Below are 26671 nucleotides of genomic sequence, written 5' to 3'. Positions count from 1 at the left end.
GTTCCGGAGTATGCCGCCCATCCTTCGAGACAGGCCTTCGGCCCTCCTCAGGATGAGGGGGAGGTTGGGGCTAGGGCTGGGTTGGGGCTGAGTCTGGGTCTACGGCTGCGGCTGGGGTTGGAACTACGGCAAGGTCTGAGGCTGGCGTCTGGATTGGAAACGGCTCCTGTCTGGCTTCGCTGGACGAACGCCCGCTGCGCGCGCCTGATCATATCGGCCTCAAGCCCCCCAATTCCGCCGTGGTCGAATCGCCCGTTTCGGGGTAAGCAACCCGTTCTGATCCTGAAGGAGCATTTCGTGGCCTGGTCCCCGCAACAAGATGAAGCCCTGAAAGAAGCCGCTGCCTGGCTAAAGCGCGGCGACAGGCAGGTGTTCCGCCTGTTCGGCTTTGCGGGCACGGGCAAGACAACGCTTGCCCGGCATCTGGCGGAAGGCATCGACGGCGACGTCTGTTTTGGCGCCTTCACCGGCAAGGCTGCTCATGTGCTGCGCCAGAAAGGCTGCGAGGATGCGGGCACGATCCATTCGCTGATCTACCGCCCCCGTTCGGCCAAGGAAGAAGACGACCTTGACGACGATGATGACGACAGCGGCCCGCAGTTTGCCATCAAGCGGGACAGCCAGGCTTCGACCGCGAGCCTGATCGTCATCGACGAATGCTCCATGGTGGACGAAGACCTGGGCAAGGACCTTCTGTCCTTCGGCACGCCCGTTCTGGTGCTGGGTGACCCGGCACAGCTGCCTCCGGTCAAGGGCGGTGGCTTTTTCACCGAAGCAGAGCCCGACGTGATGCTGACCGAGGTTCACCGGCAGGCGCAGGACAATCCGATCGTGCGCATGTCGATGACCATTCGCGACGGTGGCCAGCTCGACTACGGCACATTCGGCGAAAGCCGGGTGATCCACCGGCGCGACATCGACAAGGACCAGATCCTTGCCGCCGATCAGGTGCTGGTCGGCACCAACAAGACGCGCAGGCTCTACAACGCCCGCATTCGCGAGTTGAAGGATTTCACCACTCCCATGCCAGCGGTCGGCGACAAGCTGGTGTGCCTCAGGAACGACAAGACCAAGGGGCTTTTGAACGGCGGTCTTTGGACGGTCAAGCGCCTGCGCCCCCCACGCGGCAACACGTTGCGCTTCGATGTCGTGTCCGAGGACGAGCTCTCGAGAAACGCCGTCAAGGTGAAGGTGTTGCCGGCCATGTTCGAGGATGGCGCGGAAAGCATTCCCTATGCCATCCGGCGCAAGGCGGACGAATTCGACTATGGCTATGCGCTGACCGTCCACAAGGCCCAGGGCTCGCAGTGGGACAACGTTGTCCTGTTTGATGAAAGCTGGGCATTCCGCGAGCACAAGAGCCGCTGGCTTTATACCGCAGTCACCCGCGCCGCCGAGCAGATCACTGTCGTAAGATAGGCGAGTTGAACGCGGCTTCGGAAATCTCCTGCAGATCATTGCTGGCAGGAAGTGCCTGGAGACCGGTCTCGATAAAGGTTCTGAGGTCGTTCTCGCTGCTGCCACTGCGCCCAAGCAGGGCAATTGCCGAAAACTGTCCGTCGATAAAGGTGGCCGTCCGGTCCACGTCGGTATCTTCAGACATCTCCCCCGCGGCAACCGCCTTTAAAAGGCGATCCCTGATGGCCTTGAACCGTGCAGCCCTCAGGTTCAGCACGACTTCCTGATGCCGCTGAGCGCCATATGTGCAGTCGACAAGGGCATTGACGAGAAAACATCCAGCCGGCGTTTCCTTGTCCAGCGTCAGGTCCGCGACGGCACCGAGAAAATCCCGGAAGTCCTGGACAACGTGTTTTTCAGCCCGTTTCAACCTGGCAAAAACCGGCCCGCCATAGGTTTCGAAATAATGCAGAAGCGCCTTTTCGAACAGTGCTTCCTTGTCGCCGAACGCGGCATAAAGGCCCGGTTTGGCCATGCCTGACGCTTCGGCAAGATCGCTCATGGATGTGCCGGTATAGCCGTTCTGCCAAAAGGCGATCATCACGGAATGAAGAGCGTCTTTGGTATCGATTTTTCTTGGCCGTCCGCGCGCCATCGGTCTGCACTCCTCATAACAAACCGTGTGATCCGGTTATTAAAGCTCGGGAACCTTGAACCTCGGCAGGATGTGCGCCCTTGCCCACCATGCGCACCACCAACCGACCACGACATCCTGTTGAAAGAATAGCTGCTCGTTTTCAACGCAGAATACGCAATTTATTGCAATTCGTACAGGAACTACCCACCATTCAACCTAAAAGTGCATACCAAAACAATTTCACTGCACTGCCTGCGATGAAATTGGTTCGCCATTGGGCTCAGCTCGTTTCAATCCGGCGCGCCCGATCCGGCAATCTTTCGGTATTTCACAGTGGACGGAGCTCATCGGTCCCTTTTCCGCCCGATTGAGGGGGCTTATCGTCTGCGGCTCAGATTTTTCTCGACGGAAAGTACCTTTCGTAAATGGCAAGCGTATCGATGACCGACCCGACCACGTCCACTCCCAAGGCCGACCTGTCCGCCCAGACCGCCCTGCGCATCGCACAGAGGATCGCGGATGAAATCGGCTGCAAGGCCGGCCAGGTGAATTCGGCCGTCCAGATGCTGGACGAAGGTTCAACGGTGCCATTCATCGCCCGCTACCGGAAGGAAGCCACCGGTGGGCTTGACGACACCCAGCTGCGCAAGCTCGAAGAGCGGCTGATTTATCTGCGCGAAATGGAAGACCGCCGCGTCGCCATAACCAAATCCATCGAAGAGCAGGGCAAGCTCACAGACGATCTTGTTGCCAGCATTCAGGCAGCCGATACAAAGTCCCAGCTTGAAGACATCTATCTGCCGTTCAAGAAGAAGCGTCGCACCAAGGCGCAGATTGCCCGTGAGGCCGGCCTGGAACCGCTGGCCGACACTGTTCTGGACGATCCCACCCGAGACCCCGAGGCCGAAGCGGCCGCTTACGTGGATGAAGGCAAGGGCGTTGCCGACACCAAGGCGGCGCTTGACGGTGCTCGCCAGATCCTGATGGAACGCTTTGCCGAAAACGCCGAGCTGGTCGGCCGCCTGCGCCGCCATGTCGAGGAACGTGGCGTCGTTCAATCGAAACTCATCGACGGGATGGCGGAAAAAGGTGCGAAATTCGCCGACTATTTCGACTATTCCGAACAATGGTCCAAGATCCCGAGTCACCGCGCCCTTGCGCTGTTCCGTGGTCGCAACGAAGGCATCCTGTCTGTCGACCTGACGGTTGATGCTGACGACGTCTCCCCTGTCCTGCCCGCCGTAAAGATGGTTGCTGACACCTATGGCATCGCCGACCGGGGCCGCCCTGGCGACAAGTGGCTTATGGAAGCTGCGCGTTTCGCCTGGAAGGTGAAGCTTGCCCTGCACCTGGAACTCGACCTGATGGGTGTCCTGCGTGACAAGGCGGAAGAAGAAGCCATCCAGGTTTTTGCCCGCAACCTCAAGGATCTGCTGCTGGCAGCGCCCGCCGGTTCCAGAACCACACTCGGCCTCGATCCCGGCATCCGGACAGGCGTGAAGGTTGCCGTTGTCGATGCAACGGGCAAGCTGGTTGAAACCGCGACCATCTATCCGTTCCAGCCGCGCAATGATGTCTCCGGCTCCCGTGCCGCTCTCCTCGCCTTGATCGCGAAACACAAGGTCGGCCTGATCGCCATCGGCAACGGCACGGCCAGCCGTGAAACAGACAAGCTGGCGGGTGACGTTCTTGCCGACATTCCCGCCGCCCAGCGCCCGGTAAAGGTCATCGTCAACGAGGCCGGCGCTTCGGTCTATTCGGCCTCGGAACTGGCGGCGAAGGAAATGCCGGATGTCGACGTTTCCCTGCGCGGCGCGGCCTCCATCGCTCGCCGCCTGCAGGACCCGCTTGCCGAACTGGTCAAGATCGAACCGAAGTCCATCGGCGTCGGCCAGTACCAGCACGACGTCAACCAGACCAAGCTGGCCCGTGCGCTGGATGCGGTTGTCGAAGACGCGGTGAACGCCGTCGGCGTTGATCTCAACACCGCCTCTCCCGCCCTGCTGTCGCGCATTTCCGGCCTGTCGGACAGTCTGGCAAAGGCGGTCGTCGAACACCGTGAAGCCATCGGCCGCTTCGACAGTCGCACCCAGCTCAAGGAAGTCCCGCGCCTCGGCGCTAAGGCTTTTGAACTCTGCGCAGGCTTTCTGCGCATCAACGAAGGCAAGGAACCGCTCGACGCCTCATCCGTCCACCCGGAAGCCTATCCGTTGGCAAAACGGATCGTGAAGGCCTGCGGCCGCGACGTGCGCCAGATCATGGGCGATGCCTCATTGCTGAAAGGCCTCGAACCGTCAGAGTTCACCGACGAGAAATTCGGCCTTCCAACCGTGAAGGACATCCTGTCGGAACTGGAAAAGCCGGGCCGTGACCCGCGCCCGGAATTCAAGACCGCCACCCTTCAGGACGGTGTAGAGGAAATTTCCGACCTGAAACCGGGCATGAAGCTGGAAGGCACGGTCACCAACGTCACCAACTTCGGCGCCTTTGTCGATGTTGGTGTTCATCAGGACGGGCTGGTGCATGTTTCCCAGTTGGCTGATCGGTTCGTCGATGATCCGCACAAGGTCGTGAAGGCCGGTGACATCGTCAAGGTGACGGTCCTGGAAGTGGATGTTCCGCGCAAGCGCATCTCCATGACCATGAAGTCCCAGGCAGATTACCAGGGCCAGCGCGAGCGCGGTGGTCAGGACAGGGGTGGCCAGAACCGGAGCGGTCCTGGGGGCCGAGGCCCCGGCGGCAAGGGACCCGGCGGCGGCAACGGCCCGCGCGGAAATGGCCCCCGTGGTGGCGGCGCGCCGAAGTCCTCCGGCGGAGACAGCGGCAACAACGCCTTGGCCGCGGCACTCGCCGCAGCGATGAACAAGAAGAAATGAGGGCCTGATCCAGCGGCGTTATCAGCGCCGCTGGATCAACCTGTTACTGATTTTCGTAACAGTTATCGATGCCCGAAGGCGACTGGAGCAAGAGCTGCCGTCCCTTGCTGTGAACCGTGTACTGACCGTCCGTATAACGCGCGCCTGACCCTGAGACGACCTGCTCGAGCCGTCTCGGCGTGTGACCGTCAATAGTGTAGATCAGGTGGCCGTTGCCGCTTTGCACGTAGGTGGCGGTCAAAGGCAATCCTTCGGTGCACGTGTATTGCACCGTGATTGAGTCACCAGCGGCCGGCTGCGCCACATTGCCAGCTGCTGCCGGTTGATAGTTGCGCGCCGGAAAGGCATCGGTGATCTGGTAAAGGTCCGACCGCGGACCATTTCCCTGCGCATAAAGGATCATGCGCCGATGCAGATCCAGCTGCAGCGTCACATTTCTTGAAGCATCGTGTAAATACACCGACCAGTCGTCCCGGCCGAATTCCTGAAAATGGAAATTCACGGTGCCGTAGACGTCCGCTTCCTGCCACTGGCCGTTTCCAACGTTTGTGAAACTGCCGCCAGAATGCCGGACGACACCAACAGTCTGGCCATTCACACCAGGAGCTGCCGACAGTTGGCCACCAGGTTGCTGCGGCACCGGGTTCTGGACCTGAGGCCGGCCTCCGCAGACCTCGTATATCCCCGGGTATGGGCGCTCCGAGCAGAACAGCCCGCCCCAGTGATAGCCCGTCTGTCCGTTGCGATACCTGACCTGGAACCACTCGTAGCCATTCATCATGACCCCGGTACCGGACAGGATCAAAATGGCATCCCCCTGACGGAGACTGCCGCTTTGCCCGTATTGCATACCAGGACCACTGCGAACCTTGCCGCCGTAGGATGCCCCATTCTGCGGGAAATCGACGTCCGGTGAGGCGAAAGCGAAACTGGCTGGCAAAACAAGTGCTGCCAGCACGACAAAAAGAGAAAACTTGTTCATCAAAATGCCTGTTCTATTGATGTTTCTTAAGAGGAAATGCAGCGTCTTCGAAGAAAAATACTGAATTCAAAAACGAACTTTAGGTCACATGAACAGGAAAGGGAACCTCGTTTTGCGGCTGCCTGCGCGGCACTTTGTCAGATTGGCAGCGCGCCCCCCTGCCCCGGCTTCGCCATGGTCAATTTTGCCCCTCTGGCAATAGCGGGAAACTGCATTACTCTGTTTTAACAAGAAGTCCGTTTAGGAACGGAATATGTCTCAGAAGGATCAGGAACAGGACTGGCCCAAGCAGGACATGGAGTCCGGCACGCTCACCGCGCTTGCCCACCTTTACCGCGCCGAGGTGTTTCGCAGCACACATTGGCGCACCCGCCTCGATAACACCACCAACTGGGCCGTCGTCACCACCGGCATCGCCCTGTCCGCGACATTCTCCAACAAGGAAGCCTCACCCTTGCCCATGGTGCTGGTGGGGCTGCTGGTAACTGTTTTCCTGATCTTCGAAGCTCGCCGCTACCGCTACTACAACATGTTTCGGGCCCGGGCACGCCTGATGGAGACGGACTTTTACGCGCCTATCCTCGCCGGAGGCAAAGTGCCCATGCGCGGAAGCTGGGCAACGATGCTCTCCGACGACTATGAGATGCCGCATTATCATATTTCGCTGGTCAGGGCGGCAGGACGGCGCTTGCGCAGCAACTATTCCTGGATCCTGGCGATCCAGGCTGTCGCCTACTACGGCAAGCTGGCGATACACCCCGTCCCACTGACCAGCCTTGCCGACGTGTTCCAACGGGCGGCGATAGGGCCGATTCCCGGATGGACCGTCATGCTCGCAGGTCTTGTCTTTCATACCAGCTGGGTGGTGTTCGCCATCGTGACCTTGCGGCTGGACAAGCTCTATCGGGAAAAACGCCGCTCACCGATGCAGTCGATCTGAGACAGCACAAGTCTTTTCCTCTGGCAGCAGGGTGTGGTATGGGCCCCTCAGTCCACTTCGGAGATTTTATGTCCTGACCTCTCGGGCACCCATCGGTGCCCATCCGCAAATCGCCTCCGGCTGCTCCGGACTGCGTTTGCCAAACCTGAAGAGAGACACCACCCGGTCGTGACCTCATGATCGGACGAGGACAATGTTATCCAAATGATCAGACCCTATGTCAGCCAGGACGCTGAACGGATCATCCATATCTGGCGCAAGGCCAGTGAATTCGCCCACCCGTTTCTGAGCGACGACTTTCACGACATGGCCGCCACCGCCATCCGCGACATCTATCTGCCGAAGGCGGAAACCTACGTCACGGAGATCAATGGTGTTGCCGTCGGCTTTATCTCGCTGCTGGACAACTACATCGGCGGCTTGTTTCTGGACCCGCAATATCATGGACGTGGCCTCGGAAGGGCCCTTGTGGATCACGCGGTCAAACAGAAGGGGCCGCTCACGGTTGAAGTCTTCAAGGAGAATGCTCGCGGCCGGCGCTTTTACACCGCCTATGGCTTTGTGCCGACCGAAGAATACTTCCACGAACAGGCACAGCACATCAGCATTAAATTGGCGATGAAGCCCTGACAGGAAAGCGGCGGCCTTCGGGCCGCCGCAACTCGCTTTGGCTCAGAACCGGCTTGCCGCAAAGGGCGCTGGATCGATATCAGGCCGCGCGCCCTCGATCATGTCCGCAATCATCTGCCCTGTGACGGCAGATTGCGTCAGACCGTGGTGGGCGTGGCCAAAGGCATAAAAGATCCTGCTATGCCGTGTTGCCGGTGAGATGACCGGCAGGCTGTCAGGAATGGACGGGCGGAACCCCATCCAGCGTTTGCCGCCTTCCGACTTGAGCTCCGGGAAAAACAGCTTTGCCTTGGCCAGCATTGCGTCCACGCGGCGCCAGTTCGGCGGCAGGTCGAGACCGCCGAATTCCACCGCCCCGCCGACGCGCAAGCCGCTGGACAGACGCGACAGGACGAAACCGTGACCGGACAGCATGATCATGCGGTTCACGTTAACGCCGGGGTTCGGGATGGTGATGTTGTAACCGCGCTCCGTATCCAGCGGGATCGGATCTCCCAGCTGCGCGGCAAGGGCCTTCGACCATGCCCCGCAGGCAATCACCAGTCGCTCGGCCGCGATCGTGCTGCCGTCTTTCAGGATCACGTCACAGCCCTTGTCATTGGGCTGCAAGCGGCTGACCTCACCAACCTCGAACTTGACACCCTGAGATGACAGCCACTCGGCAACCGAAAGGCAAAGGACCTTGGGCTCATCCACCTGCACCCAGTCCGGCACAAGTGCCCCGCCGACAACACGGGAAGAAAGGTCCGGTTCCAGATCCCGGATCGCTGATGCATCCAGTTCCTCAACCTTGATGCCGTAGTCGCGCTGCTCCGCCCAGCCCGCGCGCGAAGCTTCAAGCGACTGCACCGTGTCGAACAGTTCCAGGCAGCCGTCCCGGCGCACCTGGTTGTGGGTTCCCGTTGTCCGCCAGAGCGCTTCCCACGCCGGAAGAGCGCCTCCATTCAGATCCGCCAGCGCCTTCGTGCTCTGCGCCACCTTTGCAGGGTTTGAAGCCGCCATGAAACGCAGCATCCACGGCAGGATCTTGAGCGCATAAGCCGGACGGACCGACAAGGGACCCAGCGGATCCAGCATCCATTTGAAGGCTTGTTTCCAAAGACCAGGCGAAGCAAGAGGCGCAACGTCTGTCCAGGCGATGGCAGCCGCGTTGCCCTGGCTTGCGCCTGCCGCAGGGCCTTCGCGGTCCAGCACCGTCACGCCGTAACCGCGTTGCACCAGGCTGGCAGCAGTCGCCAGCCCGACGATGCCCGCACCAATCACATGGACATGTCCCTTGCTCATTCGGCGTGTCTTTTCTCGTTCGCGATCAACGACCTGTTCGGCGAAACAATGCGGGTGTCGCAAGGATCCACCGTCCAGACCCACAGTCTGTTTTCAGGTTCACCGTCCTGCCAGAACCGGCAAGGCTCGTCTAGCGGCTAATCGTCTGATATATCACTCGCACATCTGAAACATATAAAGGCCCAGACTTTCATGTCCGCAGATTTCAGCCGATCCACTCAGGCTTATCGCCTGCTGGAAGAAGAAATCGTGACCCTGAAACTGAAACCAGGGGCAACCGTAACGGAAGCTGCGCTTACACAGAGACTGGGTTTTGGCAGAACACCCATACGCGAAGCCATTCAGCGTCTTTCCTGGGAAGGCCTTTTGAACATCCGGCCGCGGCTTGGCATTGTCGTTGCGGAAATGAACCCGTCCGATTTTCTGAAGGTTCTTGAGGCCCGCCACGCCCTGGAACGTCTCGTTGCAGGGTTGGCAGCGCGGCTTGCCAGCAAGGACGACCGCAGAACCCTGGAAGCGATTGCACTAGACATGCGCGAGGCGGCTGCAAAGCCGGACGTGGCGGACTATCTGCGCCTGGACAAAGCCTTCGACGAAGTCGTCTCGGCCGCTGCCTGCAACCCTTTTGCAGCAAAGGCCCTGGCCCCTTTGCAGACGCAGAGCCGCCGGTTCTGGTACCGCCATTTTGGTGAGGAGGATCTCACCCCGGCAGCCTGGAGCCACATGGAGGTCATGCGCGCCGTTGCCGCCGGAGACGAGGCCGCCGCGATGGATCACGCGGAAAACCTGATGCTGTACCTGCGCCGTCAGGCAACGACGCTGGTCAGCGGCTCCGGTTAGGCAGCCGCCGGAAAGTGAGACCGTGTCCGGTTTGCGAAGGCGACCAGCGACAGCATTACCGGTACTTCCACAAGAACACCGACAACCGTCGCAAGGGCAGCGCCCGAGTTCAGACCGAACAGGCTGATGGCAACGGCCACGGCAAGTTCGAAGAAGTTGGACGTCCCGATCAGCGCTGCAGGCGCAGCGGTGTTGAACGGCACCCGCCACAGGTACCCCCAGGCGTAGGCGACGAAGAAAATGCCATAGCTCTGGATCAGCAGAGGCACGGCAATCAACACGATCACCAGCGGCTTTTCCAGAATGGTCTGCGCCTGAAATCCGAACAGCAGGACAACGGTTGCCAGAAGACCCATGACGGAGAAGGGTTTGACCTTTCCCGTGAACTCGGCGATGCGCTCATCGCTCCCCGATCCATCCAGCGCCTTGCGGGTAAAATAGCCGGCCACCAGCGGAATGATCACATAAAGGATCACCGACAGCAGCAAGGTCTGCCACGGTACGACAATGTCGGTCACACCAAGCAGCAGCGCTGCGATGGGCGCGAAGGCAAACACCATGATGATGTCGTTGATGGAGACCTGGACAAGCGTGTAGTTGGCATCGCCGCGCACCAGCTGGCTCCAGACGAAGACCATGGCCGTGCACGGCGCGACCCCGAGCAGGATCATGCCGGCGATGTACTCTTTCGCAGTCTGCGGATCCACCAGCCCCGCAAATACGTGCTCGAAGAACAGGATCCCGAGCGCAGCCATCGTGAAGGGCTTGACCAGCCAGTTGACGACGATCGTGATGCAGAGCCCCTTGGGCTTGCGGCCGACATCCTTCAGCGAGGCAAAATCGACGTTGACCATCATCGGGTAGATCATCACCCAGATGAGTACGGCCACAACCAGATTGACGCTGGCATATTCCAGTGAGGCGATCGCCTCGAAGACCCCGGGAAAGAGGGCGCCGAGCCCGACCCCGGCGGCAATGCACAAGGCAACCCAGAGCGACAAGAAGCGCTCGAAGAGCCCCATGGGTGACGTTTCCTGTGTCATTCCAACTCTCTCTCACATCGGCATTTCAGCAAACCAGGGAGCAGCGTGGAAAACCTGCCCGAGGTGTCTCTACATCAATTCGCTCAAAACCGGTCACGCAGCTTGTCTTGCTGCCGAAAGGAACCTTCCGGCATCCAGGCATATCTGTTTCCTGAATGTCAGCACTTCCCACCTGGTTCACAGCCGCCACCGGCCACAAGCGATGCGATCGGTGCGCAGAGTTCAGGGTTGCCGCCGCAGCAATCCTGCAACAGGTAGGTCACGAGGCCCTGCATCGCTTCCAGGCTCGCCCGATAACAAATCGAGCGCCCGTCCCGTTCGGCGTGCACAAGGCCGGATCGGGACAAGGCGCCCAGGTGGGTCGACAGGGTATTCGGACGCACATCGAGTGCATCTGAGATGGCACCGGCGGTCATGCCTTCTTTTCCGGCCTTCACCAACAGGCGAAAGACGTCGAGGCGGGTTTCCTGACCAAGAGCTGCCAATGCATTCAGGGCGTCTTCTTTTTCCATATTTCGAGAATACTCGAAATATGGAACTATGCAACCCAAAAATTGCTGCGTTGCGAGAAGTTGCAAACCGAAGCTGCGACCGGGCGGGAATGTGAGCGCAGGTCAATCCAGGCAGCTCCGTGACCGAAAGCAAAAGACCCCCGCTCCGGAAAGAGCGAGGGTCTTGTTTTCAGCGTCTGACAGAACTGCCGGTTCAGGCAGCCTTTGCAGCCAGTCGTTTCCTGATGCTTTCCACATCCGCGTTCGGCGTCGCGGCGAACAGTGTCTTGGTGTAATCGTGCTGCGGGTTCTCGAAAACCTCGTCCCGCGTGCCGTATTCCACCACTTCACCGAAATACATCACCATCACCTTGTCTGCGATGTAGCGCACCACCGATAGGTCGTGAGAGATGAACACATAGGTGAGGCCCATCTCTTCCTGCAGGTCTGCAAGCAGGTTCAGAATCTGCGCCTGGACCGACAGGTCAAGCGCGGAGACCGGTTCGTCGAGCACCAGCAATTTCGGCTTCATCATGATCGCCCGCGCAATTGCGATGCGCTGGCGCTGGCCACCGGAGAACATGTGCGGATAACGGCCGTAGTGCTCGGGCTGCAACCCGACCTTCTCCAGCATCTGCAGCGCCAGGTCACGGCGCTCTGCCGACGGCATGTCGGTATTCAGGAGAAGCGGCTCTTCCAGAACATGGCCAATCTTCTGGCGCGGGTTCAGCGAGCCATAGGGGTTCTGGAAAACGATCTGCACCTTCTGGCGCATTTCGCGGGAAATACCGGTCTTGGAGATATCGATCGGCAGGCCGTCGATCTCGATAAGGCCGGAAGACTGAGCGTCGATCATGGTGAGCATGCGCGCAAGGGTCGACTTGCCACAGCCACTTTCGCCGACCACGGCAAGGGTTGTGCCGCGTTCCACATCCAGGTTCACACCCTTGACGGCGGTCAGGGTCGACGCCTTCTTGAACATGCCGCCCTTGATGTCATAGGTCCGGTACAGATCGCGGACCTTGAGGATCACATCGTCAGCCATCTCAGAAACCTCCCGCTTCGGCAAAGTCGCTCACCGTCGGCAAGCGGTCGCCCGTGGCATTTTCCGGCAGCGCTGAAAGCAATGCCTTCGTATACGGGTTCTTGGGGTTTTCGAAGAGGGACAGCACGTCGGCCTCCTCCATCTTGCGGCCCTTGTACTGCACGATGACACGATCGGCGGTTTCGGCCACCACGCCCATGTCATGGGTAATCATGATCAACCCCATGCCGCTGTCCTGCTGCAGCTTGACCAGGAGATCCAGGATCTGTTTCTGGATCGTCACGTCAAGGGCAGTCGTCGGCTCGTCGGCGATCAGCAGTTTCGGCGCACAGGCAATTGCCATGGCGATCATCACACGCTGGCACTGGCCGCCGGACATCTGATGCGGAAATGCGGACAGGCGTTCGGCTGGGTTCGGAATACCGACGGAAGTCAGGATCTCGACCACCCGGTCCCGGGCCTGACGTCCCTTCAACCCCATGTGGGTCTTCAATGTTTCACTGAGCTGGAAGCCGACCGTGAAACACGGGTTGAGGCTGGCAATCGGCTCCTGGAAGATCATCGAGATGTCTTTCCCGATCACCCGGCGCCGTTCCTTGGCCGACAGGGTGCGCAGGTCGAGACCCTCGAATTCCATCTTGTCGGCGGTGATCGTTGCCGTGTTCGGCAGCAGACCCATGGTCGCCAACATGGCGACGGATTTTCCGGACCCGGATTCGCCGACGATCGCCAGGACCTCGCCTGCATCGACCGCATAATCAACGCCGTCGAGCGCCTTGAACGGGCCCTTGGCGGTGTCGAACTCGACCTTCAGGTTTCTGATTTCAAGAAGAGACATGGCTTAGCTCCTCTTCAGTTTCGGGTCGAGCGCATCGCGCAGACCGTCACCGACCAGGTTGATGGCAAGAACGGTGATCAGGATCGCCAGACCCGGGAAGGTTACCACCCACCAGGCGCGCAGGATGAATTCACGCGCTTCGGCAAGCATGGTGCCCCATTCCGGTGTTGGCGGCTGTGCTCCCATGCCCAGGAAGCCGAGGGCGGCCGCATCCAGGATCGCGTTGGAGAACGACAGCGTCGCCTGAACGATCAGCGGCGCCAGACAGTTCGGCAGGATCGTCTTGAACATCAGCCGCATGTGCCCGGCACCTGCCACCTTCGCCGCGACGACATAGTCCCGTGTGCGTTCGGACAGGACGGCCGCGCGGGTCAGACGCACGAAATGCGGCTGCAGCACGATGGCAATTGCGATCATGGCGTTGATCAGCCCGGGCCCCAGGATAGCCACCAGCACGAGGGCCAGCAGAAGCGAGGGGAATGCCAGGATGATGTCCATCACACGCATGATCAGCGTGTCGGTCATGCCGCGCATGTAACCGGCGACAAGGCCGATCACGACACCGCCGACAAGGGCGATGGTGACGACGACAACACCGATGAACAGCGAGAAGCGCGCGCCGAAGATGAGGCGCGAAAGAATATCACGGCCAACGGCGTCCGTTCCGAGCAGGAACGCGGCCTTGCCGCCCTCCTCCCAGACCGGAGGCACGAGGAAACTGTCGCGATACTGAAAGTCGGGACTATGCGGTGCGACCAGCGGCGCGAAGATGGCCATAAGGACCAGCAACGCGAACACCACGAGGCCGACAACGGCACCCTTGTTCTGTGAGAAGTAGTACCAGAACTCGACAAGCTGCGCCTTGGTGGCGTTGCGGCTTTCGGCCTGGAGCTTGGTCTGATCGGCTTTCGCAGCCGGCGAGGTATTTGTCATTTTCCTTGTCCCCGGCTCAGTTGTGGCGAATTCGCGGATTGATCAGGCCGTAGAGCACGTCCACGATCAGGTTGACCATCATGATGATCCCGGCAATCAGCAGCAGACCACCCTGGACCACGAAGTAGTCGCGGCGCGAGATGCTGTCGACGAGCCATTTGCCGATGCCAGGCCAGGAGAAGATAGTCTCTGTCAGGATCGCGCCGGCAAGAAGCACGCCGACCTGCAGGCCGATGGTGGTCACCACCGGGATAAGGGCATTGCGCAGCGCATGCAGACCGATCACCGCGCGGGGCGGCAGGCCTTTCGCGCGGGCCGTGCGCACGTAGTCCTCGCCCAGAACTTCCAGCATGGCGGATCGTGTCTGGCGTGCGATCACCGCCATCGGAATGGTCGCCAGAACGATGGACGGCAGGATCAGGTGCCGGACGGCGGAGAGGAAGGCCCCCTTCTCGCCGGACAACAGACTGTCGATCAGCATGAAGCCGGTGACCTGCGGGAAGAAGAACATCAGCGAGATGCGCCCGGAGACTGGTGTCCAGCCGAGGGTTCCCGAAAACAGGATGATCAGCAGCAGGCCCCACCAGAAGATCGGCATCGAGTAGCCGACCAGCGCCGTGCCCATGATTGCCTGGTCGGCAACCGATCCGCGCTTCACGGCCGCGAAGATGCCGGCGGGAATGCCAAGGCAGACGGCAATGATGATGGCGCAGAGCGCGAGTTCGGCAGTCGCCGGAAACAGTGTCAGAAATTCATCCAGCACCGGCTTCTTCGACACGAAGGACGTGCCCAGATCCCCCTGGAAGATACCTGCGATGTAATCGAGGTACTGTTGCCAGAGCGGTTTGTCGAAGCCAAGCTGGCCAAGGACCTGAGCCCTCCGCTCATCAGATATACCGCGCTCGCCTGCGAGCAGTTCGGCAGGATCGCCGGGCAGCATGCGGATAAACGAGAAGGCGACGAGGGTGACGCCGAAGAATGTCGGTATCAACAGGCCGAGACGACCTAGAAGAAAGCGAAGCATGTCAGGTTCCAGATACGAAGAGCCAGCGGAAACGACCTGATGTCAGGAAAGCATCCGCCGGCCAGAATGTCCGAAGGCGCCGGCATTGCTGCCAGCGCCCTCTTCGAGTTAGGCGGATTTACTCCGCAATGTCCACGCCGTCAAACCAGTGGCCGCCGAGCGGGTCCATGACGTAGCCGGAGACCTTGGAGGACATCGGCATGAAGACCACGGAGTGCGCGATGGTTGCCCACGGAGCCTGCTCCTTGAACACGACCTGTGCCTCTTCGTAGAGCTTGGTGCGCTCTTCCTTGCTGGTCACGGTCTTTGCCTTCTTGATCAGCGCGTCGAACTCTTCGTTGCACCACTGGGCGCGGTTGGAGCCGCCGACACCGTCACAGCCGAGCAGAACGGCCAGGAAGTTGTCCGGGTCGCCGTTGTCACCGGTCCAGCCGAGAAGCACGGCACCGTCGCGGTTCTCGTCCTTGGAACGGGACAGGTATTCACCCCATTCGTAGGAAACGATCTCGACGTTCACGCCGACGTTCGCGAAGTCGGCCTGCATGACTTCAGCCATACGACGAGCGTTCGGGTTGTACGGACGCTGTACCGGCATTGCCCAGATCTTCATGGAAAGATCGGATACACCAGCTGCTGCCAGCATTTCCTTGGCCAGTTCCGGATTGTAGTCGTCATCTTCAACGGCGTCGTTGTAGGACCACATGGTCGGCGGGATCGGGTTCTTGGCAGCCTGGCCGGAGCCCTGGAAAACTGCGTCGAGGATCGCCTGCTTGTTGATCGCGTGGTTCAGCGCCTTGCGGACTTCCGGCTTGTCGAACGGTGCCTGCTTGGTGTTGTAAGCGAGGTAACCGACGTTCAGGCCCTGCTGTTCCATCAGGGTCAGGTTGCCGTCAGCCTTGATGTCGGCGATGTCGGCCGGTGCCGGGTACGGCATGACGTGACATTCACCGGCCTTCAGCTTTTGAAGACGCACGGCTGCATCCGGAGTGATCGCGAAGATCAGGTTGTCGACCGGCTGCTTGCCACCCCAGTAGTCCGGATTTGCCGCATAACGGATCACCGCGTCCTTCTGGTAACCCACGAAGGAGAACGGACCGGTGCCGACCGGCTGCTGGTTCAGCTGTTCCTTGGAACCGGCTGCTTCAAGCTGGGCTGCGTATTCGGCGGACACGACGGAAGCGAAGTCCATCGCCAGGTTGGCGATCATCGGTGCTTCCGGACGGTTCAGGACGAACTTGACCGTGTAGTCGTCAACCCTGACGATTTCCTTGATCAGGTCCGGCATGGACATGCCGTCGAAATATTCCCACGCGGTACCGGCGGTGTATTCGTGCCACGGATGATCCTTCTTCAGCTGACGCTCGAAGGTGAAGATCACGTCGTCTGCATTGAATTCACGGGTCGGCGTGAAGAAGCTGGTGGTGTGGAACTTCACACCCTGACGCAGCTTGAAGGTGTATTCCAGACCGTCTTCGGAAACTTCCCAGCTTTCAGCCAGGCCCGGCAGCACTTCGGTCGTGCCGCGCTTGAACTCGACAAGCCGGTTGTAGATCGGCTTGGAGGAAGCGTCGAACGTCGTGCCTGCGGTGTAAAGTGCAGCATCAAAGCCTTCAGGCGAACCTTCAGAGCAATAAACCAGGTTTTTTGCAGAAGCGCCGGTTGCTGCAATCACAGCAAGGCTTACGCCAAGAAGGGATGCCTTCAAGGTTTTTTGGAAATTCATCAAACTGTTCTCCCCTTGATGAAGAGCAAGGGCCTTGCATCGTTGAATCGCGCAAAGGAGTTAAGCCCAAGCCAGCGCAAACTAAGGCGTTTTTTTGGCAGAAAATCAACTGCCAACATATTTCTAATTTGAGGATGTTTTTGAAATTTTTTTGCTAGGTAAGAGTTGCTGCCGTAAATTTTTAATGCGGCAACGTTAACTCACGAGAAACAAATACCGCAACGGCAGCGTTTTTCAAGCTTCATCTAACCGCCTGAAAACAAAAGGCTCCCGCAACAACGGGAGCCCCTGAATTTCTCAATCCTGCGTAGAACGGGTTCGTTTGACAGCGTCCTGCCATCCGGCAAGCAATCTGGCCCGCTCACTTTCCTGTAAACGCGGCTCGAAACGCTTTTCCAGCTTCCATTCTGCCGAAAATGCCTCGGCGCCAGGCCAGACACCTGCCTTCGATCCGGCGAGCCATGCTGCCCCGAGCGCCGTCGTTTCCGGGACAGTCGGCCGGTCGACCGGCGCGCCCAGAATGTCGGCCAGGAACTGCATCGTCCAGTCGGATGCCGTCATGCCGCCATCGACACGGAGCACCGGCTGTTCGGCCTCCGGCCAGTCTGCCCGCATGGCTTCAACCAGGTCGCTGGTCTGGTAACCGACGCTTTGCAGCACCGCCCGGGCAATTTCCTTCGGACCCGTGTTTCGCGTCAGACCGAACAGCGCGCCCCGGGCTTCCGCGTCCCAATAAGGAGCGCCAAGACCAACGAAGGCAGGAACAAGGTAGACGTCCTGGTTGGGATCCGCCTGTTCGGCAAGCGACTGCGTGTCGCCGGCACTTTCGATGAGCCCCAGACCGTCGCGCAGCCACTGGACGGCAGCACCGGCAACGAAGATCGACCCTTCGAGCGCATATGTGGTTTCGCCGTTCAGCCTGTAGGCGATGGTCGTCAGCATGCGGTTGTTGGACCGGACCGGTTTGGACCCGGTGTTCATCAGTGCAAAGCAACCCGTGCCGTAGGTTGACTTGACCATTCCCGGCTTGAAGCATGCCTGCCCGACCGTCGCGGCCTGCTGGTCGCCGGCAACACCGAGGATCGGTATTGCCCGGCCGAACAATTCCGTATCGGTGACGCCGAAATCATCCGCACTGTCCTTGACCTCGGGCAGCAGGTTCTGCGGGATGTTGAGGAGCTTGCAAAGCTCTTCATCCCACTTGTTTTCGTGAATGTTGTAGATCAGCGTCCGGGAAGCGTTGGTGGCATCGGTTGCGTGCACCTTGCCGCCCGTGAGTTGCCAGATCAGCCATGTGTCGACGGTGCCGAAGGCAAGCTCACCGCGTTCCGCACGCTCGCGCACACCGTCCACATTGTCGAGGATCCAGGCGATCTTGGTCCCGGAAAAATAGGGATCCAGCAACAGGCCCGTCTTGGCGGAAAAAACTCCTTCGCGGCCTTCCGAGCGCAATTTCGCACAGAAATCGGCCGTACGCCGGTCCTGCCAGACAATGGCGTTGTAGACCGGTTCGCCCGTGGAGCGGTCCCAGACAAGGGTGGTTTCCCGCTGGTTGGTGATTCCGATCGCGGCAACATCCGCGCCACCGGACGGTGCCTTTTCCAGCGCCTCCCGGCACACGCGCAGCGTACTCGTCCAGATATCGGCCGGCGAATGCTCCACCCAACCCGACTTCGGGAAGTGTTGCGGAAACTCCTGCTGCCCCACACTGATTGGATGGAAATCGTCGCCGAAGACAATTGCCCGGCTCGACGTCGTGCCCTGGTCTATTGCCAAAACACATCCGGCCATGGCGCACCTCCCGTTTTCTTCTTGTCATGAAAACTGCCGGCAAGGCCGGCAGGTCATCTGGTTCCGTTTGATAAAACTATGCCGCAGCGCCGGCCTGCTCCGCAAGATAAGCCGACAGATAGGTGTCCAGCTCGGCAGCTTCCTCCCTGCTGAGCCGCAAACCCAGTTTCGTCCGCCGCCACAGGATGTCCTGCGCGCTGCGGGCCCATTCGCGGCGGACCAGCCATTTCACTTCCGCTTCATGAAGATTGTAGCCAAAGCTGCGGCCAAGATCTTCGAGCGTCTTCGCTTCCCCGAGTATGAAGCGCGCATCCGTGCCGTAAAGACGGGTCAGACGAGTAGCGAAGACCTTGTCGAGGAACGGATAATCAGCCTCGAGGCGTGACACTTCCGCATCGAACTCGCTCACCTTGAAATCACCGCCCGGCAGCGGCGCATAGGCCGTCCATACCCCGCGCTTGAAAGGCAGATACGGCTCCAACTTTTCCAGGACATGCTCGGCAAGCTTGCGATAGGTCGTGATTTTGCCACCGAAGACGGACAGGATCGCCGGCTTCGTATCGCCCGCATCCAGCTCAAGCACATAGTCGCGCGTCGCCGCCTTGGCATCCTTTGCGCCGTCATCGTAGAGCGGGCGGACGCCGGAATAGGTATGGACCACGTCTTCGGGCGTGATCGCATTTTCCAGATACTCGCTCGCCGCCTTGCACAGATACGCGATCTCGTCCTTCGAGATCTCGACCTTGCTCAGGTCATCCTGGAAATCGACGTCGGTCGTACCAATCAGCGTGAAGTCGTTTTCATAAGGAATGGCGAACACGATCCGGCCATCGCCGTTCTGGAAGATGAAGCAACGGTCGTGTTCGAACTGGCGCTTGACGATGATGTGGCTGCCCTTGACCAACCGGACGCTGGAACTGTTGTTCGCCCCGGTAACGCCGCTCAGCATGTCCGCAACCCAGGGCCCGGCGGCATTGACCAGCACATTGGCAGTGACGGTCTTTTCCTCGCCGCTTGCAAGGTCTTTCAGAACGACCTGCCAGACGTCGCCGTCCCGCCGCGCACTGATGCATTTGGTACGCGTCTGGATTTCGGCGCCGCGATCAGCTGCATCGCGCGCATTCAGAACCACCAGTCGGGCATCGTCCACCCAGCAGTCCGAATATTCGAAACCCTTCTTGAAGAGCTTCTTGAGCCCTTGCGAGAACGGAGCCTGATCCAGACGCACGGTCTTGGTGGCCGGCAGCAATTCCCGCCCGCCGAGATGGTCATACATGAAGAGGCCGAGCCGCAGGAGCCATGCCGGACGCAGGTCCTTGTGATGCGGCAGAATGAACCGCAGCGGCCAAGCAATATGCGGCGCTGCGCGCCACAACACTTCACGCTCTTTCAGCGCTTTGCGCACCAGACCGAACTCGTAATATTCCAGATAGCGCAGCCCGCCGTGGATGAGCTTGGTCGAGGCCGACGATGTGGCGCCGGCAAGGTCACCCATTTCGACCAGAAGAACCGAAGCCCCCCGGCCGACCGCGTCGCGGGCGATGCCCGTTCCGTTGATGCCCCCACCAATGATCAAAAGATCGTAATCCGCAGCCATAACTGTCCCCGGCCTGTGTTTTTGCGTCTCAGGATTGAAAATGAAAATAAAACGAAACTTCTCGAAATTCAATCAACAATTTCGCACACCAAGACGAAACACCCCGGCAAGAAGCTCGCGCCTCCGCCGGGGTTAAATAGACCACTCAGAAACTACAAGGCATTGATCTGCCTAGTTTTCTCCGTCCTCAGCCGGAGCATCGTCCTCCAACTGGGTCGAAGAAACGTCAACCTTCTTGCGCTGTTTCGGTTTGTTCCCGTCTTCCACGAAGGGAGGCGTCGCGGCGTGATAGGTCACTTGCGGGAACGGGATTTCGATATTCCGTTCGTCAAAGACCTGTTTGACGAATTCGTTATACGCACGCCCGACGCCCCACTGATCCCCCGGGACGGTCTTGATGCGGCCGCGGATATCAATGGAACTGGCACCGAAATTGGTAACGCCGTGCATTTCGAAATCACCGATGATCTTGGGTCCGAAATCCGTTTCCTTCAGTCTGCGGAAGGCTTCCAGCATGGCGTCCTTGGCGTGGGTGATATTTGTGTCGTAGGCAACACCGATCAGCGCGACATGATAGGAGAAGCCGCGCATGAAGTTGGACACCATGTCGACCGACGAGAACGGAATGATGTGGGTTGTTCCGTCGATGTCGCGCATGCGCACCGACCGGACGGTGATCCCTTCGACCGTTCCCGTTATCCCGGCAACAGTGACGACGTCGCCCTCGTTGATGGCATTCTCGACCTGGATGAAGGCTCCGGTGATGATGTCCTTGACCAGGGTCTGTGCACCGAAGGAGATCGCCAGACCGACAACACCGGCACCGGCGATCAGCGGACCGATATCGACGCCGACTTCCGACAGCGACAAGAGCAGTGCCATCACCACGATGACGACCGTCGATGCATTGCGGAACAACTGGAACAGCGTGCGTTCGCGCGCTGTTACGATGTATCCGGAACGTGACTGCAGCCTGAGGTCCACCCACGACATGACGGCAAGCCAGATCATGAAAGCGACGAGCAGGACCAGGAAGGCAGAACCGTAGCTGCTCAGAAGTTGCACTCCTGCTTCGCTGACCAGCCATTCGGCAACCGTCAACAGACCCCAGATCTCCAGAAGCAGCAACACCGTCACCAGGAAGACGGCGAACCGGATGAACTTCAGAAGGCGCGGCACAAAGGCGTTCAGCCGGCTCTGAAGCGCCGGAAGGGTCCGGTTCAGGTCGTCCGGCAGGCGTATCCCGCCCTTGATGGCCTTGGTCACGACCAGAGAAATGGCCATGCCCGCCATGATGGTGAGGATCGACAGTCCCGTTGCCCGCAGAATAATGGTTGTCGCGTCAAACGGCCGGGTCACCCAGATGATGAAAACTGCCGCGATATAGCCGTAGGCAGCCAGGTGCCAGAGCTGACCGACCAGCACGAGCGCACGCTTGGCAAGAGCGCTCTGCAGATGCTCGGCGTAATCCCGCGCCCCCTCGTTTACCCGGTGCCTGTTCTGGTGCACCAGCACCAGAAGATAGATCATCCCGAGAAGCACGACGAGGAACCGCAAGGCGTTGCCGAGCACGAAGGATACCGCAACATTGGCGATCGGCACGGCCAGGAACAGGCCGAAGACCATCCAGTACATGAACAACCGCAAACGGCCGTACCAGTAGAGCGAACTTTCATCGGTGAACGGCAGCAACCGCAGTTCCGGCCGCCCCGGCGCAAATATGAAGCGCAGCGAGACGTTGGCCATGCCAAGGATGAAAAACGCGTTCAGTGCGAGACTTTCCTGAAGCGTTACACCTGCATTTATTCCACCGAAGCTTGCCAGGGCCGCCGCGTTGCCGACGGCCCAACCGACACCTACCGTCACTGCATCGACGACCGATGTCAGAACAAGAATGAAGCTGCGCGTCAGCCCACCGCCGTAACGCGCATAAAGCGACATGCGCGGATAAAGTGCCTTCGCGATCAGCTGGCTGGCAAAAAAGCCGAGATAAGCTGCAAGAAGCACGATGCCGACCTGGATCGCGATATCCTCGACCCGGTCCCATTTCACCGGAATATCGCCGCGCGCGACCAGAACCAGGCCGTTCAACGAGCGCATTGCCTGCTCCAGCAGATACCCCGCGTCATCCACCAGAACCCGTGTGTATTCACCGATCCGCAGGGCGAAGTTTTCCTGTTGCAGGGGTTGGGAGATACCCTGAACCGGAATTGCAGCTTCATTCCCGGGAACCTGCCTGTCACCTTCAGCAGGCTGGCTGTCCCCTGTGCTTTTCTGCAAGAGATCGATCAACGCCGCTCGGCTTTCAGGGTCGTTCAGAACCTTTATCAGGGCCTGGCTCGCCTGTTCGACATCGGCCGGTGGCGCCTGCTCCTGCGCCGGGGCCTGCCCCCCGCTTTCCTGAGCCAGAACCGGAGCCAACCCGGCAAGCATCATTGTCATCAGGGCAAAGAGGCAGCAGCGCAAAATCTTCATTTCAAACTCTTGTCAATTCCAGAAAGACCGGCGGGGGTCCGGCCATGGCAGGGACAATATGGAGGAACGCTCGCGGATGAAAAGGGTTCAGACTGCTGTCTTCGGACATTTTTTAGGTACTATTATAAAACGCAAGTTTCCCGTGCAGTAACGACCGCATCAAAACCAGCAGAAACAAGGATTCACTGGAAATCGCAAAAAGATTTCACCTTTACGCAAGGTAATATGCCAGCCTCCATTTATCGGGTAACGTAATAATAACAATATGGGCGCCAATCTGGCCCGACGAGGAGGAAGGATGCCCAGGTCCTTGATCAAGCTTGCACAGGAAGGCACAGACGAGGCGCGACGACGGCTGTTCGCGCAGGTGAGCGAACTTGTGATTGCAAACCTCGATGAGCGGACCGACCGGGAACTGGCAATCTTCTCCGAAGTAATCATAAAACTGTACAGTGTCGGCTCGCCCAGGGACCGCGCCAGGCTGGCGCACAAGCTCGCTTCGCAAGTCAACACGCCGCCGGAGCTTGCCCGCAAGATCGCCGAAGACGACGTCAACGTGGCCATGCCGCTACTTGCGCAAAGCCCCGCGCTGACCCAGGAAGACCTGATCGACTTCGTCGAACGGCTGAGCAACAGCCACCTGCAGGTGATTGCCCGCCGCACCGACCTCTCGCCTGAGGTCTCAGATGCCATTGCCGAAAAAGGCGACCGCCCGGTGCACCGCATTCTGGCCGGCAACCGTGAGATCAAACTGTCCCGCGAAACCATGCTGAGTTTCGTCAAATACGCCACGGAAGACGTGGTCCTGCGCGAGGACCTGTGCCTGCGCTCCGATCTTTCCCCGGCAGTGTGCCGAGCCTTGCTGCCGCTTGTGGACGATGAAACCAAGAAGCGCCTGCGCAGTATCATCGAAGGCTCCCTGTCGCAGGATCAACTGGACCAGATCGCAAGACTGAAGGTGCTGCGCCGGGAGTTCGGCGATGCCCTCAACAATCCGGACATGACCCTCCTGTGGCGGGAAGCGGAGCGTGCGGAAATCACCGTCAACGAGCTTATGATTCTGTTGCTGCAGGATGGCCGCTTCAATCACGCGATCGAACTGCTCAGCGCGCGCGGACGAACGGCCCAGAAGGCACTCAAGGATGCGGTCTTCAACGGCAAGAAGGATCTGGTTCTCAGAACCGCGGAGAAAGCCGGCCTCGACACGCCGACCTTCGCCCTTTTCGCCAAGGTTCGCTGCGACCATTTGAAGATCCCGGCAACGCAGGGCTCCGAATGGACGGCCACCTACAAGAAGTTTCTCGACAGCACGGCACAGACCAAACAATCCCGATGCGGTGATTTCCAGGCGAACCGGCGGGAAAAGAAACCAAGACCCACGGGTGATCGTCCCGGACGTGTCGCGGCAATGTAGCGACAACGCCAGCGTTGCTTCGCGCCAACCGACTCATCGAAGAGCAACCTTGTCAGCGCTTTTTCTAGCCCGTGTTTTTCGAGAGTTCAGCTTTTGGAACAAAGCGTCGCGGCGATTGCTGTCGACAGGGTCGCGGCCGCGTAGAACCAGAGGCCCGGCAAAATGGCGGCTGCCGCCAGTCCACTTGTCTTGGCGGCAAAAAGCACCAACGCCACCAGCATGACATCCAGCATCGACCACTTGCTGACCATCGACAGGAGCGCAAGCGAACGCGTCTTGGCACCACTAAGCACGGCCACATGGATCAGAAGGATCTTCAGCGCAGGAAACCCGATCGAAAACAGCGCCACGATCGCGGCAAGAACCGCATCGCCCTCGTGATAGAGGCTGGTCACCATTTCGATCAGCGTCGGTCGGTCTTCCAGAAAATAGAGGCGCTCGAACCGCATGAGCGGCTGCGTCAGTCCGAGGGCGAACGAGAAAGTGGAAACGGGAAGCAGCAAAGCCAGAAAAAATCGCATTGAAACTGCCGTACCCTGGCTATCGCGTAAACTTGTAGCGGCACCTGCGCCCGGCATCACCGGGAGGAGCACCATTTCCTATATCACCCGGATCGGAAAGCACAAAACCTGACCGCCGCGAGCAACGATCAGGAATATAAGAACGTATATCAAGCCCTGCCAGCCCCCATTCGGAGACCGGCTGTTTTTAGGGAAGTTCAGTAAGCCGTTATCGGCCTCGAGCCCGCGCAGCAACTTCGTCGAGCTGATCCTGCTCCGCCAGTTCCTGGGCTGTACGCTCGCGCTGCTGGTCGCGTTCTTCCAGCTGCTCGAACTTCTTCAGCTCCTCGATCGCCTCGCTGAGCTCGTCCTGGGCACGTTGCAGCTGGTCGTCCAGTTCATGCGCGGAATTGCGCAGGTTGTCGCGACGGTCCGCTGCGGCCTTGGCAAACGTCGGATAGGCAAAATGCGTGACATCCGTAATACCGACCCGCTCCTGCTCCGACCGGATCTGGTCATCGAGTTCATCGGCCATACGGTTGAACTCGGCGATCATGCTCTCGATCTGAGCAAGCTGTCGTCGTTTCTCGTCAACCTGAAACCGCTTCAAACGGATCAAACTGTCTCGGGTTTTCATTACTCAATACTCCCCTAACACGGGCAGTCTACCCCTGAGTCATTTCCAAAAGGTTGGCAAGTTGCTCATACCCGTCAGAAAGTGATGTCGCTTCGTCTTTTCCCTGATTCAGGAATTCGTCGATCATGTCGAACCTGTAGATGGCTTCGTCCACGGTCGGGTCCGATCCCTTCCGGTATGCGCCCAGCCGGATCAATTCTTCCATGTCCGTATAGGTCGACAGAAGCTGTCGGGCCCTGCGCAGAACCGGGAGCTGCTCCGGCGGCACGCAGCGCGGCATGGTTCGTGACACGGATTTCAGCACATTGATTGCCGGATAACGGCCACGCTCGGCAATGCCGCGTTCCATCACCACGTGGCCATCGAGAATACCGCGCACCGCGTCGGCCACAGGCTCGTTGTGATTGTCACCCTCCACAAGAACGGTGAAAAGGCCGGTGATCGATCCGCTGTTCTCCTTGCCGGGACCGGCCCGTTCCAGAAGTCGCGGCAATTCGGTGAAGACCGTCGGCGTATAGCCCTTGGAGGTCGGCGGCTCGCCGATCGACAAGCCGATTTCGCGCTGTGCCATGGCGAATCGCGTTACCGAGTCCATCATGCACAGCACGTTCTTGCCTTCATCGCGGAAATGTTCGGCAACAGTCATGGTCAGATAGGCGGCCTGCCGCCGCATCAGAACGCTTTCATCCGAGGTCGCGACGACGACCACGGAGCGCTCCAGCCCCGAATCGCCCAGATCGTCCTCGATGAACTCCTGAACTTCTCGACCGCGTTCGCCGATAAGGCCGATCACCGCGACATCACACTTTGTGTTGCGCGCCAGCATGGACATCAGCACGGACTTGCCGACGCCGGAGCCGGCAAAAATGCCCATTCGCTGCCCCTCGCAACAGGTTACGAATGTATTAAGTGCGCGAACGCCGAGATCCAGGGGCGGTCCAACTCGTTTACGTTCGGAGGCCGGCGGAGGCGAACTTCGCAATTTGCGAGGCACTCCGCCATGAACAAGACTTCCTTTACCATCAATCGGTTCACCAAGTGCGTTAATCACTCGGCCAAGCCAGGCATTTGCCGGATGAACCACGCTGTCACGCGATTGAATCACGGCTTTGCAACCCATTCGCACGCCTTCGAGCCCGGAAAAAGGCATGCAAAGTGCGTGTCCTTCGCGAAAACCCACAACCTCTGCGGGCACTTTCGGGTTATCCTCACCGTTGTCGATCAACAATCTCGAGCCGACACTCATTTCGTGAATAGGGCCCGCAATCTCGACGAGAAGTCCCTGAACCGCAGTCACCCGGCCATAAATTTCGGTCGGCATGAGCGAATCAATCTCGGCGAAAAGCGCCTTCACGTAAGATTCCTTCCCTCGTTAACGGTTTTGGTAACCGATCGTTTACGACTCTGGTTAATCTTAACCTTTGGAAGGCTGACAAGCGAGAGCCATTTCGAAGTCAAAACGGCTTTGTTGAAAGGAATCTGAACGGAATCGGTTAGCGCCGGTTCTTAAAGTTCAACATTAAGATTTGTGAATCCGAATTTTTTCTGGGGATTCAATAAGTTGAGTGTTGTT

Annotated in this window: 22 protein-coding genes; 6 read left to right on the top strand and 16 right to left on the bottom strand. The window is 59.3% G+C overall.

The features are described from left to right. Window positions 1-297 precede the first annotated feature (297 nt). Window positions 298-1419 (top strand): ATP-dependent RecD-like DNA helicase, encoded by a 1122-nt coding sequence (locus J7447_RS26665; RefSeq protein ID WP_209171452.1) that lies wholly within the window; start codon window positions 298-300, stop codon window positions 1417-1419. On the opposite strand, the gene J7447_RS26660 is transcribed toward J7447_RS26665, so the two are convergent. Beyond that, window positions 1403-2053 (bottom strand): TetR/AcrR family transcriptional regulator, encoded by a 651-nt coding sequence (locus J7447_RS26660; RefSeq protein ID WP_055661227.1) that lies wholly within the window; start codon window positions 2051-2053, stop codon window positions 1403-1405. The genes J7447_RS26665 and J7447_RS26660 overlap by 17 nt on opposite strands. 407 nt (window positions 2054-2460) lie before the next feature. Here J7447_RS26660 and J7447_RS26655 point away from each other — a divergent pair, with 407 nt between their 5' ends. Further along, a complete protein-coding gene (locus J7447_RS26655; RefSeq protein ID WP_286189627.1) occupies window positions 2461-4911 on the top strand; it encodes a Tex family protein in 2451 nt (816 codons plus the stop codon). A 43-nt stretch (window positions 4912-4954) separates the two neighbouring features. Here the strand turns inward: J7447_RS26655 and J7447_RS26650 are convergent, their stop codons facing one another. Next, window positions 4955-5893, bottom strand: coding sequence for an MliC family protein (locus tag J7447_RS26650; RefSeq protein ID WP_209171451.1), 939 nt, complete (start codon window positions 5891-5893; stop codon window positions 4955-4957). Between the two features lie 253 nt (window positions 5894-6146). Here J7447_RS26650 and J7447_RS26645 point away from each other — a divergent pair, with 253 nt between their 5' ends. Together J7447_RS26645 and J7447_RS26640 are read left to right on the top strand one after the other, a co-directional pair. Continuing rightward, the gene (locus J7447_RS26645) at window positions 6147-6833 is read left to right on the top strand and encodes a DUF2270 domain-containing protein (protein ID WP_023003387.1); all 687 of its coding nucleotides are present in this window, start codon (window positions 6147-6149) and stop codon (window positions 6831-6833) included. 204 nt (window positions 6834-7037) lie between these two features. Beyond that, window positions 7038-7463 carry a GNAT family N-acetyltransferase gene (locus J7447_RS26640; protein ID WP_209171450.1) on the top strand — a complete coding sequence of 142 codons (426 nt, stop codon included), beginning with the start codon at window positions 7038-7040 and terminating at the stop codon, window positions 7461-7463. Window positions 7464-7505: 42 nt separating this feature from the next. On the opposite strand, the gene J7447_RS26635 is transcribed toward J7447_RS26640, so the two are convergent. Next, a complete protein-coding gene (locus J7447_RS26635; protein ID WP_209171449.1) occupies window positions 7506-8747 on the bottom strand; it encodes an FAD-dependent oxidoreductase in 1242 nt (413 codons plus the stop codon). A 192-nt stretch (window positions 8748-8939) separates the two neighbouring features. Here J7447_RS26635 and J7447_RS26630 point away from each other — a divergent pair, with 192 nt between their 5' ends. Continuing rightward, entirely contained in the window at window positions 8940-9587 is a 648-nt protein-coding gene (locus J7447_RS26630; RefSeq protein ID WP_168685326.1) for a GntR family transcriptional regulator, read from the top strand. Here the strand turns inward: J7447_RS26630 and arsB are convergent. The 10 genes from arsB to J7447_RS26580 form a co-directional block, all read right to left on the bottom strand. Further along, window positions 9584-10630 (bottom strand): ACR3 family arsenite efflux transporter, encoded by a 1047-nt coding sequence (gene arsB, locus J7447_RS26625; protein ID WP_023003391.1) that lies wholly within the window; start codon window positions 10628-10630, stop codon window positions 9584-9586. The genes J7447_RS26630 and arsB overlap by 4 nt on opposite strands. Window positions 10631-10788: 158 nt before the next feature. Further along, a complete protein-coding gene (locus J7447_RS26620) occupies window positions 10789-11142 on the bottom strand; it encodes a metalloregulator ArsR/SmtB family transcription factor (RefSeq protein ID WP_055661220.1) in 354 nt (117 codons plus the stop codon). A 193-nt stretch (window positions 11143-11335) separates the two neighbouring features. Next, window positions 11336-12166 carry a dipeptide ABC transporter ATP-binding protein gene (locus tag J7447_RS26615; RefSeq protein ID WP_023003393.1) on the bottom strand — a complete coding sequence of 277 codons (831 nt, stop codon included), beginning with the start codon at window positions 12164-12166 and terminating at the stop codon, window positions 11336-11338. A 1-nt stretch (window position 12167) separates the two neighbouring features. Beyond that, window positions 12168-13004 carry an ABC transporter ATP-binding protein gene (locus J7447_RS26610; protein WP_023003394.1) on the bottom strand — a complete coding sequence of 279 codons (837 nt, stop codon included), beginning with the start codon at window positions 13002-13004 and terminating at the stop codon, window positions 12168-12170. A 3-nt stretch (window positions 13005-13007) separates the two neighbouring features. Then, window positions 13008-13937 carry an ABC transporter permease subunit gene (locus J7447_RS26605; protein WP_023003395.1) on the bottom strand — a complete coding sequence of 310 codons (930 nt, stop codon included), beginning with the start codon at window positions 13935-13937 and terminating at the stop codon, window positions 13008-13010. Between the two features lie 16 nt (window positions 13938-13953). After that, window positions 13954-14961 (bottom strand): ABC transporter permease subunit, encoded by a 1008-nt coding sequence (locus J7447_RS26600; RefSeq protein ID WP_023003396.1) that lies wholly within the window; start codon window positions 14959-14961, stop codon window positions 13954-13956. A gap of 118 nt (window positions 14962-15079) precedes the next feature. Beyond that, window positions 15080-16684 (bottom strand): ABC transporter substrate-binding protein, encoded by a 1605-nt coding sequence (locus J7447_RS26595; RefSeq protein ID WP_023003397.1) that lies wholly within the window; start codon window positions 16682-16684, stop codon window positions 15080-15082. A 297-nt stretch (window positions 16685-16981) separates the two neighbouring features. After that, on the bottom strand, window positions 16982-18475 hold the full coding sequence (glpK, locus tag J7447_RS26590; RefSeq protein WP_023003398.1) for a glycerol kinase GlpK: 1494 nt from the start codon (window positions 18473-18475) through the stop codon (window positions 16982-16984). A gap of 76 nt (window positions 18476-18551) precedes the next feature. Then, window positions 18552-20072, bottom strand: a complete 1521-nt coding sequence (glpD, locus tag J7447_RS26585; RefSeq protein ID WP_209171448.1) for a glycerol-3-phosphate dehydrogenase — start codon at window positions 20070-20072, stop codon at window positions 18552-18554. A 171-nt stretch (window positions 20073-20243) separates the two neighbouring features. Beyond that, window positions 20244-22547, bottom strand: coding sequence for a mechanosensitive ion channel domain-containing protein (locus J7447_RS26580; RefSeq protein ID WP_209171447.1), 2304 nt, complete (start codon window positions 22545-22547; stop codon window positions 20244-20246). Between the two features lie 298 nt (window positions 22548-22845). On the opposite strand from J7447_RS26580, the gene J7447_RS26575 reads away from it, so the two are divergent. Continuing rightward, window positions 22846-23961: a DUF2336 domain-containing protein gene (locus tag J7447_RS26575; RefSeq protein ID WP_023003401.1), complete on the top strand. Its 1116-nt coding sequence runs from the start codon at window positions 22846-22848 to the stop codon at window positions 23959-23961. Window positions 23962-24047: 86 nt separating this feature from the next. On the opposite strand, the gene J7447_RS26570 is transcribed toward J7447_RS26575, so the two are convergent. The 3 genes from J7447_RS26570 to fliI all read right to left on the bottom strand — a co-directional run bounded on the left by J7447_RS26570 (window position 24048) and on the right by fliI (window position 26452). After that, window positions 24048-24482, bottom strand: a complete 435-nt coding sequence (locus J7447_RS26570; protein ID WP_055661214.1) for a paraquat-inducible protein A — start codon at window positions 24480-24482, stop codon at window positions 24048-24050. Window positions 24483-24690: 208 nt separating this feature from the next. After that, a complete protein-coding gene (fliJ, locus tag J7447_RS26565; protein ID WP_023003403.1) occupies window positions 24691-25098 on the bottom strand; it encodes a flagellar export protein FliJ in 408 nt (135 codons plus the stop codon). 28 nt (window positions 25099-25126) lie between these two features. Beyond that, a complete protein-coding gene (gene fliI / locus J7447_RS26560) occupies window positions 25127-26452 on the bottom strand; it encodes a flagellar protein export ATPase FliI (protein WP_031270495.1) in 1326 nt (441 codons plus the stop codon). Window positions 26453-26671: the final 219 nt, after the last annotated feature.

This window comes from Labrenzia sp. R5_0 (assembly GCF_017743835.1).
In the GTDB taxonomy this organism is placed as follows: Bacteria; Pseudomonadota; Alphaproteobacteria; order Rhizobiales; family Stappiaceae; genus Roseibium; species Roseibium algicola.
This window is presented reverse-complemented; position numbering and strand designations above follow the sequence as displayed.

Coding starts and splice junctions, on each gene's coding strand:
- J7447_RS26600 (WP_023003396.1), bottom strand. CDS start 14,961: ATGCTTCGCTTTCTTCTAGGTCGTCTCGGCCTGTTGATACCGACATTC.
- J7447_RS26575 (WP_023003401.1), top strand. CDS start 22,846: ATGCCCAGGTCCTTGATCAAGCTTGCACAGGAAGGCACAGACGAGGCG.
- J7447_RS26580 (WP_209171447.1), bottom strand. CDS start 22,547: ATGAAGATTTTGCGCTGCTGCCTCTTTGCCCTGATGACAATGATGCTT.
- J7447_RS26610 (WP_023003394.1), bottom strand. CDS start 13,004: ATGTCTCTTCTTGAAATCAGAAACCTGAAGGTCGAGTTCGACACCGCC.
- J7447_RS26660 (WP_055661227.1), bottom strand. CDS start 2,053: ATGGCGCGCGGACGGCCAAGAAAAATCGATACCAAAGACGCTCTTCAT.
- glpK (WP_023003398.1), bottom strand. CDS start 18,475: ATGGCCGGATGTGTTTTGGCAATAGACCAGGGCACGACGTCGAGCCGG.
- J7447_RS26640 (WP_209171450.1), top strand. CDS start 7,038: ATGATCAGACCCTATGTCAGCCAGGACGCTGAACGGATCATCCATATC.
- J7447_RS26615 (WP_023003393.1), bottom strand. CDS start 12,166: ATGGCTGACGATGTGATCCTCAAGGTCCGCGATCTGTACCGGACCTAT.
- J7447_RS26595 (WP_023003397.1), bottom strand. CDS start 16,684: ATGAATTTCCAAAAAACCTTGAAGGCATCCCTTCTTGGCGTAAGCCTT.
- J7447_RS26635 (WP_209171449.1), bottom strand. CDS start 8,747: ATGAGCAAGGGACATGTCCATGTGATTGGTGCGGGCATCGTCGGGCTG.
- J7447_RS26650 (WP_209171451.1), bottom strand. CDS start 5,893: ATGAACAAGTTTTCTCTTTTTGTCGTGCTGGCAGCACTTGTTTTGCCA.
- J7447_RS26630 (WP_168685326.1), top strand. CDS start 8,940: ATGTCCGCAGATTTCAGCCGATCCACTCAGGCTTATCGCCTGCTGGAA.
- J7447_RS26605 (WP_023003395.1), bottom strand. CDS start 13,937: ATGACAAATACCTCGCCGGCTGCGAAAGCCGATCAGACCAAGCTCCAG.
- J7447_RS26655 (WP_286189627.1), top strand. CDS start 2,461: ATGGCAAGCGTATCGATGACCGACCCGACCACGTCCACTCCCAAGGCC.
- J7447_RS26645 (WP_023003387.1), top strand. CDS start 6,147: ATGTCTCAGAAGGATCAGGAACAGGACTGGCCCAAGCAGGACATGGAG.
- fliJ (WP_023003403.1), bottom strand. CDS start 25,098: ATGAAAACCCGAGACAGTTTGATCCGTTTGAAGCGGTTTCAGGTTGAC.
- glpD (WP_209171448.1), bottom strand. CDS start 20,072: ATGGCTGCGGATTACGATCTTTTGATCATTGGTGGGGGCATCAACGGA.
- J7447_RS26620 (WP_055661220.1), bottom strand. CDS start 11,142: ATGGAAAAAGAAGACGCCCTGAATGCATTGGCAGCTCTTGGTCAGGAA.
- J7447_RS26570 (WP_055661214.1), bottom strand. CDS start 24,482: ATGCGATTTTTTCTGGCTTTGCTGCTTCCCGTTTCCACTTTCTCGTTC.
- arsB (WP_023003391.1), bottom strand. CDS start 10,630: ATGACACAGGAAACGTCACCCATGGGGCTCTTCGAGCGCTTCTTGTCG.